This is a genomic window from Bradyrhizobium sp. USDA 4341 (assembly GCF_054063755.1).
In genome coordinates this window covers 698121-712241 of the sequence record NZ_JBSSGO010000002.1, presented here as the reverse complement: position 1 = coordinate 712241, position 14121 = coordinate 698121, and the positions used below count along the sequence as shown (strand labels likewise).

The following is a 14121-nucleotide window of genomic DNA, read 5'->3' as shown; positions in this document are numbered from 1 at the left end:
CGACCGTGCACGCCTTCGACATCCTGGGCGATCCCGTCCGCCGGCGCATCCTGGAATTGCTGGCGACCGGCGAGCACAGTTCGGGCGACGTCGTCGCCGTCGTGCAGCGCGAATTCGGCATCACCCAATCGGCGGTCTCGCAGCAGCTGCGGATCCTACGCGACGCCGGTTTCGCGTCGGTGCGCGCTGACGGCACCCGCCGCATCTATGCCGTGGAGCCGGAGCGGCTGCGCGAGGTCGACGACTGGCTCGACCGGTTCAGGGCGTTCTGGCTGCCGCGTCTCGATGCGCTCGCGACCGAAGTCGCCCGCGGCAAACGAAAACGGCGCCATCAGGAATGATGGCGCCGTCTCGAACTTGTCAGAGATGAAGCTTACTTGCGCTTGTCGATCGTCACATAGTCGCGGCGCGCGACGCCGGTGTAGAGCTGGCGCGGACGGCCGATCTTCTGCTGCGGATCCTCGATCATCTCGCTCCACTGGCTGATCCAGCCGACGGTGCGGGCGACCGCGAACAGCACGGTGAACATCGAGGTCGGGAAGCCCATCGCCTTCAGCGTGATGCCCGAATAGAAGTCGACGTTCGGGTAGAGCTTGCGGTCGATGAAGTAGGGATCGCTGAGCGCGATCTTCTCGAGCTCGAGCGCAACCTTCAGCATCGGGTCATCGCCATGGCCGGTCTCGGCCAGCACCGCGTGACACATCTTCTGCATGATCTTGGCGCGTGGATCATAGTTCTTGTAGACCCGGTGACCGAAGCCCATCAGGCGGACTTCGCTGTTCTTGTCCTTCACCCTGGCGATGAAGTCGGGAATCTTGTCGACCGTTCCGATCGACGACAGCATGGCGAGCGCGGCTTCGTTGGCGCCGCCGTGGGCCGGACCCCACAGGCAGGCGATGCCGGCCGCGATGCAGGCGAACGGGTTGGCGCCCGAGGAGCCGGCGATACGCACCGTCGAGGTCGATGCGTTCTGCTCGTGATCGGCATGCAGGATGAAGATCTTGTCGAGCGCGTCGGCGAGCACCGGGTTGATCTTGTATTCCTCGCACGGCACCGCGAAGCACATCTGCAGGAAGTTCTCGGCGAAGGACAGCGAGTTCTTCGGATACACGAAGGGCTGGCCGATAGTGTATTTGTAGGCCATCGCCGCCAGCGTCGGCACCTTCGCGATCATCCGCATCGAGGCGATCATCCGCTGCTTCGGATCGTTGATGTCTGTGGAGTCGTGGTAGAACGCGGCGAGCGCGCCGACCGCAGCAACCATGATCGCCATCGGATGCGCGTCGCGGCGGAAGCCCTGGAAGAAGCGCGCCATCTGCTCGTGCACCATGGTGTGGTGGATCACGCGATGGTCGAAGTCCTTCTTCTGCGCCGGGGTCGGAAGCTCCCCGTAGAGCAGCAGGTAGCAGGTTTCGAGGAAGTCGCCGTTCTCGGCGAGCTGCTCGATTGGGTAGCCGCGGTATTCGAGGATACCGGCGTCGCCGTCGATATAGGTGATCTTGGACTGGCAGCTGCCGGTCGAGGTGAAGCCGGGGTCGTAGGTGAACACCCCGGCTTGGCCGTAGAGCTTGCCGATGTCGATGACATCAGGCCCAACCGTGCCGCTCAGGATCGGGAAATCGTAGTTCTTGTTGCCAATGGTGAGTGTGGCTGTCTTGCTGGATTTTGCGTCCATCGTGAGATCCCCGATGAAATCGTTGCGAAAACCGACCTTGCCCAGTCGCTAATTTGCGGCCCATGGCGGGGCGGAACGGCTTGTGGAGAAAGCGTCCGGCGATGGGTAGCTCATTGCAATGTGCGCTGCAAGATGGACCCTGGAGGGGGTCCATGCAGGATCACGCCGCCTGATCGGCGAGACGGGCAAGGCACTCCTGGCGTCCCAGGACGGCCAGCACGTCGAAGATGCCCGGCGATGTCGTGCGTCCCGTCAGCGCCACCCGCAGCGGCTGGGCGACGGCGCCGAGTTTCAGATTGTTCTGCTCGGCGAAATTCCGCATGGCGGTCTCGGTGGTTTCGGCCGTCCAGTCGTTGACGGCTTCCAGCGCGGTGCGCAGCCGGCCGATCAACGCGCGCGTTTCCGGTGTGAGGAGCGCGGCCGCTTTCGGATCGAGCTCAAGCGGGCGATCGGCGAAAATGAAGTAGGCGCCCGCGATCAGCTCGATCAGCGTCTTGGCGCGCTCCTTCAGGCTCGGCATCGCCCGCAGCAATTGCGCGCGGGTGGTATCGTTGAGCTTGGCCTTCAGCGCGGCGCCTTCAGGAACATAATCCAGCACGCTCTCGAATTGGCTCACGAGGGATTGATCGTCGCTCTGCCGGATGTAGTGGCCGTTGAGGTTCTCCAGCTTGGCGAAATCGAACCGCGCCGCCGAGCGGCCGACGCCCGAGAGATCGAACGCGTCGATCATCTCCTGGGTCGAGAAGATCTCCTGGTCGCCATGGCTCCAGCCGAGCCGGACGAGGTAGTTGCGCAAGGCGGCCGGCAGATAGCCGAGCGCGCGATAGGCATCGACGCCGAGCGCGCCATGGCGCTTCGACAGTTTCGAGCCGTCGGGTCCGTGGATCAGCGGAATGTGGGACATGCTCGGCAGCTCCCACTCCAGCGCGTCGTAGATCTGCTTCTGGCGCGCGGCGTTGATCAGGTGGTCGTCGCCGCGGATGATGTGGGTGACGCTCATATCGTGGTCGTCGACCACGACCGCGAGCATGTAGGTCGGGGTGCCGTCGCCGCGCAGCAGGACGAGGTCGTCGAGGTTCTCGTTCTGCCAGACCACGCGGCCCTGGACCTGATCCTCGATCACGGTCTCGCCGGTCTGCGGCGCCTTGAGGCGGATGGTCGGCTTGACGTCGGAAGGCGCGGTCGCCGGATCGCGGTCCCGCCACATGCCGTCATAGAGGCGGGTGCGGCCCTCGGCGCGCGCCTTCTCGCGCATCGCGGTGAGCTCCTCCGGGGTGGCGTAGCAGTAATAGGCGCGCCCGGCGGCGAGCAGGCCCTCGGCGACCTCGCGATGGCGGGCGGCGCGGCTGAACTGGTAGATGACGTCGCCGTCCCAATCGAGCTCGAGCCATTTCAGGCCGTCCAGGATGGCGTCGATCGCCTCCTTGGTCGAGCGTTCGCGGTCGGTGTCCTCGATCCGGAGCAGCATCTTGCCGCCGAGCTTCCTGGCATAGAGCCAGTTGAACAGCGCGGTGCGGGCACCCCCGATGTGGAGGAAGCCGGTCGGCGAGGGGGCGAAGCGGGTAACGACGGAATTGGTCATGATCGAGTGCGACGTATGCTGGAATGGGCGGTGGTGTATATCAGGAACCGAACATAACTAAAGCCCCGGCTGACCTTTTGCCGGCCAAACCAGGCTTGAAACCAGACTTTGAAACCAGGCTTGGCCGGACGGCGCGAATTTGGCAGAAGGTTGAGCTGACTCCTCCAGGGAACCCTTTGATGACGATTGACACGACGGCAGAGGCAGGGCGCGACTTCATCCGCGACATCGTCCAGGCCGATCTCTCCTCCCACAAGCACAACCGGATCGTGACCCGCTTCCCGCCGGAGCCGAACGGCTACCTGCATATCGGCCACGCCAAGTCGATTGCCCTGAATTTCGGCATCGCGCAGGAGTTCGGCGGCCAGTGCAATTTGCGCTTCGACGACACCAATCCGACCAAGGAGGAGCAGGAGTACATCGACTCGATCCAGGCCGACGTCCATTGGCTCGGCTACGATTGGGGCAAGAACCTCTTCTTTGCGTCGGACTATTTCGAGCGCCTGTACGATTGGGCCGAGGGCCTGATCAAGGCGGGCTACGCCTATGTCGACGATCAGTCGCAGGAGGAGATCCGCACTTCCCGCGGCACCTTGACCGAGCCTGGCAAGAACTCGCCGTTCCGCGACCGCACAGTCGAGGAGAACCTCGACCTGTTCCGCCGCATGAAGGCCGGCGAGTTCACGAACGGCGCCCGCGTGCTGCGCGCCAAAATCGACATGGCCGCCGGCAACATCAACCTGCGGGATCCCGTGCTGTACCGCATCCTGCACGCTCACCATCCGCGCACCGGCGACAAATGGTCGATCTATCCGAGCTACGACTACGCGCACGGCCAGTCGGACGCCATCGAGGGCATCACCCATTCGATCTGCACGCTGGAATTCGAGGATCACCGCCCGCTCTATGAGTGGCTGCTCGACAAGCTGCCGGTGCCATCGAAGCCGCGCCAGTACGAAATGGCGCGGCTCAATTTGACCTACACGCTGCTGTCCAAGCGCGTGCTGACCCAGCTCGTCCGTGACGGCCATGTCTCGGGCTGGGACGATCCGCGGATGCCGACCATCGCCGGCCTGAAGCGGCGCGGTGTGCCGCCGGCCGCGGTGCGCGAGTTCATCAAGCGCATCGGCGTTGCCAAGGCCAACAGCGTGGTCGATGTCGGCATGCTCGAATTCTGCATCCGCGAGGAGCTGAACCGCACGTCGCTGCGCCGCATGGCGGTGCTGCGGCCGCTCAAGGTGGTGATCGAGAACTATCCGGAAGGGCAGGTCGAGGAGATCGAGGCGATCAACCATCCCGACAATCCGGACGCCGGCACCCGCAAGATCGCGTTCGGCCGCGAGCTCTATATCGAGCGCGATGACTTCATGGAGAACCCGCCGAAGAAGTTCTTCCGCCTCTCGCCGGGCAATGAGGTGCGGCTGCGCTATGCCTACTTCATCAAGTGCACCAGCGTCGTGAAGAACGACGCCGGCGAGATCGTCGAGCTGCGCGCGACCTACGATCCCGCCACCAAGGGCGGCAACGCGCCCGATGGCCGCAAGGTGAAGGCGACGATGCACTGGTTGCCGGCGGCGCAGTCGAAGCCGGCTGAGATCCGCATCTACAACCAGCTGTTCGCCAACCCGAGCCCGAACGCCGCCGATTTCGCCGCCGACCTCAATCCGCAGTCGCTGGAAGTGCTGAGCGATGCACGGGTCGAGCCAGCGATCGCCGAGGGCAATTCGCCTGAGGCGATGCAGTTCGAGCGGCAGGGCTATTTCGTGCGCGATGCGGATTCGGCGCCGGACAGGCTGGTGTTCAACCGCACCATCGGCCTGCGCGACACCTTCGCCAAGGAAGTCGGCGGCAAGGGTTAGCGTGATCCGGCGCGACCAACGGACGGAGGCGATCGATGCCTGACGAAGCCGACGATATCGCCTCCGCCATCATCGGGCGATGGTCCGCGGGTTTCGGCATGCTCGATGCGGATACGCTTGCTGCGCTCTACTCGCAGCACGCGTTCTTCTTCGGCTCGAACCCGACGCTCTATCGCGGCCGCAACGGTGTCAAAGCCTACTTTGACGGCCTACCGCGCTGGCACGCACCGCGCGTACAGTTCAGCGACGTCAGGACCGAACGGGTGAATGCCGATCTCGTCAACATGGCGGCTATCGCGTCGTTCTTCCTCGACGGCGATGCGCCCTCGCTGGCCGTCAAGATCACCTGGGTGATCGCGCGCGAGGACGGCGACTGGAAGATCGCCTGCCATCACGTCTCGTCGCAGACACCGCTGATCTAGGCGCTGCCAAAATATCGAAAACAACCCCATGCAAAGTAGCCGGCGGCCGCCGGCGTTCGACACGGCAACTTGACACGTCGGGCAAATCAACGGTATTCTTCCATTATTCCGAAATCATGCAAGCGCGCCCCGCCCGCAAGCTCTAGCCGCGGCTCGCATCACGTCTCGGCGGACACATTTTGCTCTTGCAGGATTTTGACGAGCGCCCGGTGCTCCAGGCAGCCGGCCAATCCCGGCAGCGTGAGCAGGGTGGCCGGCACGGTCACGCCCTTCGGCGAGCGAAGTTCAATCTGTTCGAGATGCAGTCCCGGATGCGATCGCATGGTGGGTCGCAGCAAGGCATCGAGCCTGCCGTCGATCAGTTCGCCGAGATCGCCGGTCGCGGAGAGATTGACGCGCAATTGCCGTTGATCCTGCCGCGTCAAACCTTGGATCGCAGGGCACTTCCTTGACAGGATGACCGGTGCAACGCCGAGCCGAAGCCGCCTGCCGCGAAGCGCGGGCGCTGTGCGATGCGTCGCATGCGATATCTCACGGAAGGCGCGGCTGATCGACGGCAGGTACTCTTCGCCGGCGGTCGTCAGCAGCAATCCGCGCGGCAGCCGCCGAAACAGCGCGATCCCCAACGCGGTCTCCAACGCCTTGACCTGCTGGCTGACGGCGCCGGGCGTCACGCACAATTCGTCGGCCGCGCGCTTGAAGCTCAAATGCCGCGCGGACGTCTCGAAGGCGCGCAGTCCGTTCAGGGGAGGGAGACGGTAGCTCATTGTCGGCACTTCTCAGGTTCTGTCGAGCCGCAGTTTTCAGGGATAGATTTTCTAAGTCAACGGCCGAGGAGGATTGGTTTGATCCGGCCGGTCCGCTCCCGCAGAAATAGCCCGATCGGTTTCTGCCAGGGAGAGCATCCATGCCCGACACTCACGACGTGGCCATCAGTCATTTGCAGCGGCGCAAGATCGAGGGCCGCGTTCTGATCCCCTTCATCCAGACGCTGCGCGACAAGCTCGGCGACGATGCCACGCGAGAGCTCGTCGATGCCACGATACGCCGGCTCGCGGCCGAGGATGGCGCAACATGGGCCGCCACCTATGGACAGGGCATCGGGTCGTTGAGGCGGATTGTAGATGAATTGTGGGCGGCCGGCGGCGCCATGGAGGTCCAGATCCTGGACCAGTCGGAGCAGCAGTTTGCTTTCAACGTGAAGCGCTGCGGCTATGCCGAGTTCTACAAGGATCTCGGTCTCGCCGACATCGGCTACGAGGTTCACTGCAAGCGCGACCATGCCATGCTCGCGGGCTTCGACGAGGGCCTGCAGCTCTCCCGTTCCCAGACCTTGATGGAGGGGGCTTCGTGTTGCGATTTCCGCTTTCGCAAGACCCCGTAGCAGCCGGAGCTCGTGCTGCCGGATACCTTCGTGTTCCGGTTGTGTTCTGCTAGGCGGCCAACGGGGGCTTCCGCTAGCCTGCCGCCCGGCAGGGATCGCGAGCGGAATGGCGGAGCAGGGCACGACGCCGGGCGGCAGACGCGGCTACGCGGGGACGTGGCCGCCGCGCGCGGCTGCGCCAGCCGGCGGCTATATCCCGGCGCGGGCCAGCATCTGGCGGCCTTTCGTCGAGACACTCCGGCAGTGGGCGCGCGCGGAAACGGGAGCCGGGCGGCTGCTGCCGTGGGTGCCGGTGGCGTTCGGCACCGGCATTGCATTCTATTTCGCGGCCGAGCACGAGCCGGTGCTGTCGGTCGCGGCGACCGTCGCAATCGCGCTCTGCCTGCTGGCACTGCTGCTGCGGCGGCGCAGCGTGTTTCCCGCGGTGGTGATGCTGGCCGCGGTCGCGGCGGGCTTTGCGACGGCGACATGGAAGACCGCGCGGATCGCCCATGGCGTGCTGGCGCGGCCGATATTTTCCGTGGCGCTCACCGGTTTCGTCGAGACACGCGACGTCAGGGAGAAGACCGACCGCTTCGTGCTGCGCGTCATGTCGATGGAAAGCCAGCGCGAGGTGCCGAAACTCGAGCGCGTCAGGCTCTCGGTCAAGAAGGGCACCGCGCCAGAGGTCGGTAGCTTTGTCGAATTGAAGGCGCGGCTGATGCCGCCGCTCGGGCCGCAGCGACCGGGCTCCTACGATTTCGGCCGCGACCTCTATTTCCAGGGTATCGGCGCCTCCGGCTTCGTGATGGGCGCGGTGAAGACCAGGGAGCCACCGGCGGCCGGTGGCCTCGCGCTGCGTTATGCCGCCTTCATGCAGGGTCTGCGCGACGCCATCGACGCGCGCATCCGCACCACGCTCGATGGGGATCAGCGCGCGATCGCAACGGCGCTGCTGACGGGGCGGCGCGATGCGATCACGACGCCGGTCAACGATGCGATGTTCATCTCGGGGCTCGGCCATGTGCTGTCGATCTCCGGCTACCACATGGCCGTGGTCGCGGGCGTCGTGTTCTTCACGATCCGGGCGCTGCTTGCGCTGTTTCCGGTGCTGACGGCTGGACACCCGATCAAGAAATGGGCGGCGGCGGCCGCGCTCGTCGCGGCGGCGTTCTACCTCCTGCTGTCGGGAGCGGAGGTCGCGACCCAGCGGTCGTTCTTCATGACGGCCGTGGTGCTGATCGCGGTGATCGTCGACCGCCGCGCGATCACCTTCCGCACGCTGGCGGTGGCGGCGCTGATCGTGCTCGCGATCGCGCCGGAAGCGCTGGTGCATCCGAGCTTCCAGATGTCGTTTGCGGCGACGCTCGGGCTGGTGGCGCTGGTGCAGATCGGGCTGCCGAACCTGCTGGCGTCGCCCGATCATTCGGCGACCGCGCGGGTTGCCCTGTGGGGCGGGCGTGAGCTCACGATGCTGATGCTGGCCTCGCTGGTGGCGGGGCTCGCGACCACGCCCTACGCCGCATTCCACTTCCATCGCGTGACGCCCTACGGGCTGCTGGCGAACCTCGCGGCGATGCCGGTGGTGTCGGCGGTCGTGATGCCGGCCGGCCCGCTCGGGCTGCTCGCGATGCCGTTCGGCTTCGACGGCGTGTTCTGGGCGATTATGGGGTTCGGCATCGACTGGATGATCCTGGTGACGCAATGGGTTGCGGCGCTGCCGGGCGCAGTCGGCCGGATGGCGGCGTTCGGCATCGGGCCGATGGTCGTGGCAAGCGCCGGCCTCATCCTGCTCGGGCTGTTGCGCACGCCGCTGCGCTGGTCGGGCGCGGTGCTGTTGGTGGTGGCCTCGGTCTGGGCGCTGTGGGTGCCGCAGCCGGACGTGCTGGTCTCCGCCGACGGACGCAACGTTGCGGTGCGGGGCGGCGACGGGCGGCTGCATCTGATGCACAGCGCGAAGGACGCCTTCCTCGTCAAGGAGTGGCTGGCGGCGGATGCCGACGCGCGGACTGCCACGGATTCCTCGCTCGGCGAGGGTGTCTCTTGCGATCCGAGCGGCTGCGTGACGCAAGGTCCTGGCGGCGCCTTCGTCGCGCTGGCGAGCCGGCCGGAGGCATTGGCCGACGATTGCGAGCGTGCGGCGCTGATCGTGACCGCGCGGCCGGCACCGCGGGACTGCGCGGCCTCGGTGATCGATGCCGAGCGGTTGCGGCGCCACGGCGCGCTGGTGCTGCGGCGCATCAGGGACGGCTACGCCATCGATGCGGTCAAGCCTGGCGGGATCGACCGGCCGTGGTCGCCGGCGGTTCCCGGCGACGGCGAGAGCGAGACGACGCTACGCACACCCGCCAGCGCGCCGCGGCCCGCTGTCGATGCGACGCCGGCTGAGACCGATTTGCAGGGCGAAGATTAGCCGTTGTCGGGCGAGGGGCCGGTCGGCAGCTCGAACAGGCCGAGATGGTATTCGTCGGAGTCGGGGCCGGCGTCGGGCTTCTTGACGAGGGTGAAGGAAGCCTCGGGGAATTGCTCCCAGACCTTCAGATCGTCAGCCGTCACCGTCAGCCAGCCGAACCGGAACATGTAGCGGCCCGGCTCCGTGACGCGTCCGGCCTTTTGCCATGTGACCTTGTCGACCACCACGCACGTCCTCCGTGCCCGATGATGCGCCAAGGCGCGCGCCGACGCAATTCTCCAGCTGCGCCCCGGAACCCGGCGTCCGGGGTCGCTCGAAATCGCTTAGGTCACCCGCCGCCGAACAACTCATTCCGCGGCGACGATGCGTTCAACCCAAAAACAGCGACGCAAATGCGGAGGGGCGCCGCTCCACAACCTTCGGCTTCTGCTCGACCGGCGGATGCAGTGCCGGCAATTGCAGCACGCTGACGCGTTGTCCCTCGACGAGCTGGGTCACCAGCACATGGCTGCCGTCGGGGAATTCGACCGCGTCATGATGGCGATCGGGAACGTCGGGCTCGACTTCGTTGAACACGCCGACGCGGAAGTTCATCGTCTTGGTCCAGATCCAGCGGCTGTCGTAGCGAACGTTCTCGGCGAAAGCGAGCTCGGTGCCCGGCAGCATGCAGACCGCGACAGTGGGATCGGTCTCCGAAGCAAAGCCGCGGGTCGACGTGCCGCGGAAAGTCGTGGTGATCAGCGTCTCTCCAACAATGGCGGGGCGCGACGCCACGGCGTGCAGACTATAGTCACACATCGGATGGCTCCTCTGTTCGAGGTAGCGACCCGTGCCTCTCCTTGAGGCATTGGGCCTCTACCAGAGTGGACGATAGCGAACGAGTGTCTCCTCGTTTCTGGGCGATTGTACGACTGGTCGCCCAACGCCCCCGATCACAAACACGCGACGCTGCGTGAGAGGTATCGGAGCGCATCGGGCAAACAGCACGTCACGTTATCATCCAAAGAACGATCCGATGTGTTGCTCGTTCCCCGCCGCCGCAAGTATTTGAAATTCAGTATTTGCGATAGAGGCCGATCAGCTTGCCCTGGATGCGGACCCGGTTCGGCGGCAGGATGCGCACTTCATAGGCGGTATTGGCCGGCTCCAGCGCGATCGACGCGCCGCGGCGGCGGAAGCGCTTCAGGGTGGCTTCCTCCTCGTCGATCAGCGCCACCACGATGTCGCCGGTGTTGGCGACGTCGTTGCGCTGGATCAGCGCCATGTCGCCGTCGAGGATGCCGGCGTCGACCATCGAGTCGCCGCGCACTTCCAGCGCATAGTGCTCGCCGGAGCCGAGCATGTCGGGCGGCACGCTGATGGTGTGGCTGCGGGTCTGCAGCGCCTCGATCGGCGTGCCGGCGGCGATCCGGCCCATCACGGGGACCGCGACCGGACGGTTGCCGTCGTCCTCGGCGATCGGCGGCGAACTGGTGCGCTTGCCGAGGGTGCCTTCGATGACGCTCGGCGTGAAGCCGCGGCGGCCGTTGCCGCCGCCGGCCGAGAGCTCAGGCAGCTTGATGACCTCGATGGCGCGGGCGCGGTTGGGCAGGCGGCGGATGAAGCCGCGCTCCTCCAGTGCAGTGATCAGGCGGTGGATTCCGGACTTCGAGCGCAGGTCGAGCGCATCCTTCATCTCGTCGAAGGAGGGCGGTACGCCGGCCTCTTTCAGACGTTCATTGATGAAACGCAGAAGTTCGTACTGTTTGCGCGTGAGCATCTCGAGTATTCCCCCGGTTGGTAGCGTCGTTCGATTCCGAGACTTTTCAGGCGGGGCCAGACCTCAGGAGCAGGGTGCTCATCACAAGCGCTCCCTCGCGGCCTCCCATTTGTACACACCAGTACTCGAAACAAATCATGAACGGACACTATATGTTCGATATGTGTTCCGCAACCACTTAATTTCCGGTGAACGCATCCGGCGAGCGCTCAAGCGATGCGGTCTGCGCCGTCACTCGGGCAGCGTCAGGATCTCGCATTCGCTGCCTTTGACGGCGGCAGGCGCAAACGGCGGGCGCACGAGAAGTGCCCGTGCCGCAGCGAGATTCCCGAGCAGCGACGAGTCCTGCTGCGTGACAGGCGTTGCGATCAGCGTGCCGTCCTCGCGCTCCTCGAGGCGTGCGCGCAGATAGTCCTCGCGCTGGTCGTTGGCGGCGAGGTCGCGGCCGAGCAATGCGCTCGCGCGGCGATGGTGAATCGCTTTTCGGCCGCTCAGCGCCCGAATCAACGGCACCAGAAACAGGAAGGCGCAGACATAGGAGGACACCGGATTGCCGGGCAGGCCGATCACCCGCATCGCGCCGAGCCGGCCATGCATCATCGGTTTGCCGGGCCGCATCGCGATCCGCCAGAACGCCATCTCGACGCCCTCGGCCTCCAGCGACTGCTTGACCAGGTCGTGGTCGCCGACCGAGGCGCCGCCGGTCGTGATCAGGATGTCGGCACCGGTCTCGCGCGCCCGGCGGATGCCGGCGGTGGTGGCTTCCACCGTGTCGGCGGCAACCCCGAGATCGACGGTCTCGGCACCTTCGGCGCGCGCCAGTGCCCGCAGCGCATAGCCGTTGGAATAGACGATCTGGCCGGGGCCGGGCGTCGAGCCCGGCATCACCAGCTCGTCGCCGGTCGCCAGCACCGCGACCTTCGGACGGCAGCGCACCGCGAGGTCCGGATAGTTCATGGCGGCCGCCAGCGACAGCGCGCGATCGGAGAGGCGGCTGCCGGCATAGAGCAGCACGTCGCCCGCACGGAAGTCGACGCCGGCCGGGCGGATGTGCCGTCCGGCGGTTGCGGCCTCCGTGATCGTGATGTGGTCGCCGTCGATGGCGGTGTCTTCCTGGATGATGACGGCGTCGGCGCCATTGGGGATCACACCGCCGGTGAAGATCCGCACCGCTTCGCCGGCGCCGACCATCCGCTCGAACGGCCGGCCGGCGGCGACTTCGCCGATCACTTTGAGCCGGGCCGTCAGATCACCAGCGTCGGCCGCGCGCACGGCATAGCCGTCCATCGCCGACATCGGCTGCGGCGGCTGGGTGCGCCGGGCGGCGAGGTCGCGCGCCAGGGTGCGATGGTAGGCGGCATCGAGCGCGACCATCTCCTCCGGCAGCGGTTCGGCGCCGGCGAGGACGGCGGACAGGGCATCGGCAACCGGCATCAGGGCCACGCTCAGAGCTCCTCAATTCCTAATCACATACCAAGTGCGGTCAGAGCCCTTGCCACGTCATCCGTCGATGTCACGTGGATGGCATGAAGGCCGCGCGCCCGCGCGCCTTCGATATTGGCAGCCAGGTCGTCGAAGAACAGGATCCGCGACGCCGGCACGCCGATGGCTTTTACCACATGATCGTAGGCCTCGGCGTCGGGTTTCCGAAACCCGATCGTCGAGGACAGGAAGACGGTGCGGAAATGGCCGAGCAGCTCGGCATGGGTGACCGAGAAATGCGCGACGTGGGCCGGATTGGTGTTGGAGAAGGCGTAGAGCGGCATCCGCCTGGCGGCGGTGGCGAGCAGGGGGGCAATCCCCGGCATCTCGCCGGTGAAGATCGCATTCCAGCCTTCGAGGAACTGCGCATCGGTGAGGTTGATGCCGAGCGTCCGGCGCAGGTTTGCGAAGAACGCCGCATCGTCGATCCGGCCGATCTCGTGATGCCTGAAGCTGTCGTCGACGACAAAGCGCGTGGCGAGGTCGGCCGGCGCGCAGCCGGCATGCTGCGCCCAGTACGCCATCACCTTCTCGAAGTCGATGTCGAGCACGACGCGGCCGATATCGAACAGCAGCACGTCGACGGAATCGGGGGAGAGTTGCGAGGTCATTGCGTGAAACCGTGTACGAGAATTGCGGGCGGGCGGCAATGTCCCCGATTTGTGCGGCAGGCATGCGACGAAGGCGTAGGGCGCGATCCTCCGTGAAGTGACGTCATCGTGAGGCTAACTTTTTGCGTCAGTGCAGGCACCGTCATCCCCGCGCAAAGGCTTCGCCTTTGTCGCTGGAGGTGCGAGCGGAGCGAGCCTCGAAGGATGTACGGCCACAGTCGGGCCGTCGACCGTTCGAGACGCCGCTCCGCGGCTCCTCAGGGTGACGGTGACAGAGACGAACCCGCGATCTCTCCAATCGTCTTGCTGGCGAAAGTCAGCACCCATAACCACGACATTCGGTGATGAGCGTGATCGCGGCCCCAGCGTCGCGCACCAATTGAGACTTGGGGTAATGGGTCCTGGCTTTCGCCAGGACGACACCGAATGCGTGGCACGGCCTACATCCCGTCGTCCCTGCGGAAGCAGGGACCCATAACCACCGGGTCGTGTTGTAAAAGAGGGCTGTGGCCCTAGCGTCGCGCAACTATCACCTTCGGTGGTTATAGGTCCCTGCTTTCGCAGGGACGACAGCGAATTTGTTGCACGATCCGTGAGTCACACATCGACGTTCTCGCGACATGATTGCCCGGGCTTTGCTTCTCGTTCCACCCTCTCTCTTGAAGAGGGCGCAGGGAAAGCCGGGTGCCGATCGCACCCATGGGCCCCCGAGCAAAAGGTAGAAAGCTCGGGGGTAGGACCACAGGTGTAACCGGAGCATTCCGGCTTTCCCTGCGCGATGGGTTACGGCTTACTTCGTGCTCTCCCCGGCGAGACTGGGCTTGCTTGTCACCGCCTTCACAAGACGCGTTGCATCTTGCGAGAGGACACCGGCCGCTAGGGCGTCAGGACCACACGACTTCACCGTCCGCATTGCGTGTGCTCGTCAGTCACAACGCTCCGCGTCCACCGCATC

13 protein-coding genes are annotated in these 14121 nt (G+C 65.5%); 5 read left to right on the top strand and 8 right to left on the bottom strand.

Annotated elements, in window-relative coordinates:
- Positions 1-5 precede the first annotated feature (5 nt).
- Positions 6-341: an ArsR/SmtB family transcription factor gene (locus ACVIGB_RS09065; RefSeq protein ID WP_456722923.1), complete on the top strand. Its 336-nt coding sequence runs from the start codon at positions 6-8 to the stop codon at positions 339-341.
- Positions 342-373: 32 nt separating this feature from the next.
- Here the strand turns inward: ACVIGB_RS09065 and gltA are convergent, their stop codons facing one another.
- Positions 374-1675 (bottom strand): citrate synthase, encoded by a 1302-nt coding sequence (gene gltA, locus ACVIGB_RS09060; RefSeq protein WP_456722924.1) that lies wholly within the window; start codon positions 1673-1675, stop codon positions 374-376.
- Positions 1676-1835: 160 nt separating this feature from the next.
- Positions 1836-3257 carry a glutamate--tRNA ligase gene (gltX, locus tag ACVIGB_RS09055; protein WP_456722925.1) on the bottom strand — a complete coding sequence of 474 codons (1422 nt, stop codon included), beginning with the start codon at positions 3255-3257 and terminating at the stop codon, positions 1836-1838.
- Between the two features lie 179 nt (positions 3258-3436).
- Here gltX and ACVIGB_RS09050 point away from each other — a divergent pair, with 179 nt between their 5' ends.
- Together ACVIGB_RS09050 and ACVIGB_RS09045 are read left to right on the top strand one after the other, a co-directional pair.
- Entirely contained in the window at positions 3437-5116 is a 1680-nt protein-coding gene (locus ACVIGB_RS09050; protein ID WP_456722926.1) for a glutamine--tRNA ligase/YqeY domain fusion protein, read from the top strand.
- A gap of 35 nt (positions 5117-5151) precedes the next feature.
- The gene (locus ACVIGB_RS09045; protein WP_456722927.1) at positions 5152-5538 is read left to right on the top strand and encodes a YybH family protein; all 387 of its coding nucleotides are present in this window, start codon (positions 5152-5154) and stop codon (positions 5536-5538) included.
- A 158-nt stretch (positions 5539-5696) separates the two neighbouring features.
- On the opposite strand, the gene ACVIGB_RS09040 is transcribed toward ACVIGB_RS09045, so the two are convergent.
- Positions 5697-6305, bottom strand: coding sequence for a LysR family transcriptional regulator (locus ACVIGB_RS09040; protein WP_456722928.1), 609 nt, complete (start codon positions 6303-6305; stop codon positions 5697-5699).
- 140 nt (positions 6306-6445) lie between these two features.
- On the opposite strand from ACVIGB_RS09040, the gene ACVIGB_RS09035 reads away from it, so the two are divergent.
- Positions 6446-6922 carry an L-2-amino-thiazoline-4-carboxylic acid hydrolase gene (locus ACVIGB_RS09035; RefSeq protein WP_092114593.1) on the top strand — a complete coding sequence of 159 codons (477 nt, stop codon included), beginning with the start codon at positions 6446-6448 and terminating at the stop codon, positions 6920-6922.
- A 106-nt stretch (positions 6923-7028) separates the two neighbouring features.
- Positions 7029-9314: a ComEC/Rec2 family competence protein gene (locus ACVIGB_RS09030; RefSeq protein WP_456722929.1), complete on the top strand. Its 2286-nt coding sequence runs from the start codon at positions 7029-7031 to the stop codon at positions 9312-9314.
- On the opposite strand, the gene ACVIGB_RS09025 is transcribed toward ACVIGB_RS09030, so the two are convergent.
- From ACVIGB_RS09025 to ACVIGB_RS09005, 5 genes are all read right to left on the bottom strand, one after another.
- A complete protein-coding gene (locus ACVIGB_RS09025) occupies positions 9311-9538 on the bottom strand; it encodes a hypothetical protein (RefSeq protein WP_092114591.1) in 228 nt (75 codons plus the stop codon). The two genes, ACVIGB_RS09030 and ACVIGB_RS09025, sit on opposite strands and share 4 nt — an antisense overlap.
- 145 nt (positions 9539-9683) lie before the next feature.
- Positions 9684-10112 carry a hypothetical protein gene (locus ACVIGB_RS09020; protein ID WP_092114590.1) on the bottom strand — a complete coding sequence of 143 codons (429 nt, stop codon included), beginning with the start codon at positions 10110-10112 and terminating at the stop codon, positions 9684-9686.
- 256 nt (positions 10113-10368) lie between these two features.
- Positions 10369-11073: a transcriptional repressor LexA gene (gene lexA / locus ACVIGB_RS09015; protein ID WP_092114589.1), complete on the bottom strand. Its 705-nt coding sequence runs from the start codon at positions 11071-11073 to the stop codon at positions 10369-10371.
- A 231-nt stretch (positions 11074-11304) separates the two neighbouring features.
- Positions 11305-12516 (bottom strand): molybdopterin molybdotransferase MoeA, encoded by a 1212-nt coding sequence (locus ACVIGB_RS09010; protein ID WP_456722930.1) that lies wholly within the window; start codon positions 12514-12516, stop codon positions 11305-11307.
- Between the two features lie 23 nt (positions 12517-12539).
- The gene (locus ACVIGB_RS09005) at positions 12540-13166 is read right to left on the bottom strand and encodes an HAD family hydrolase (protein WP_456722931.1); all 627 of its coding nucleotides are present in this window, start codon (positions 13164-13166) and stop codon (positions 12540-12542) included.
- Positions 13167-14121 lie beyond the last annotated feature (955 nt).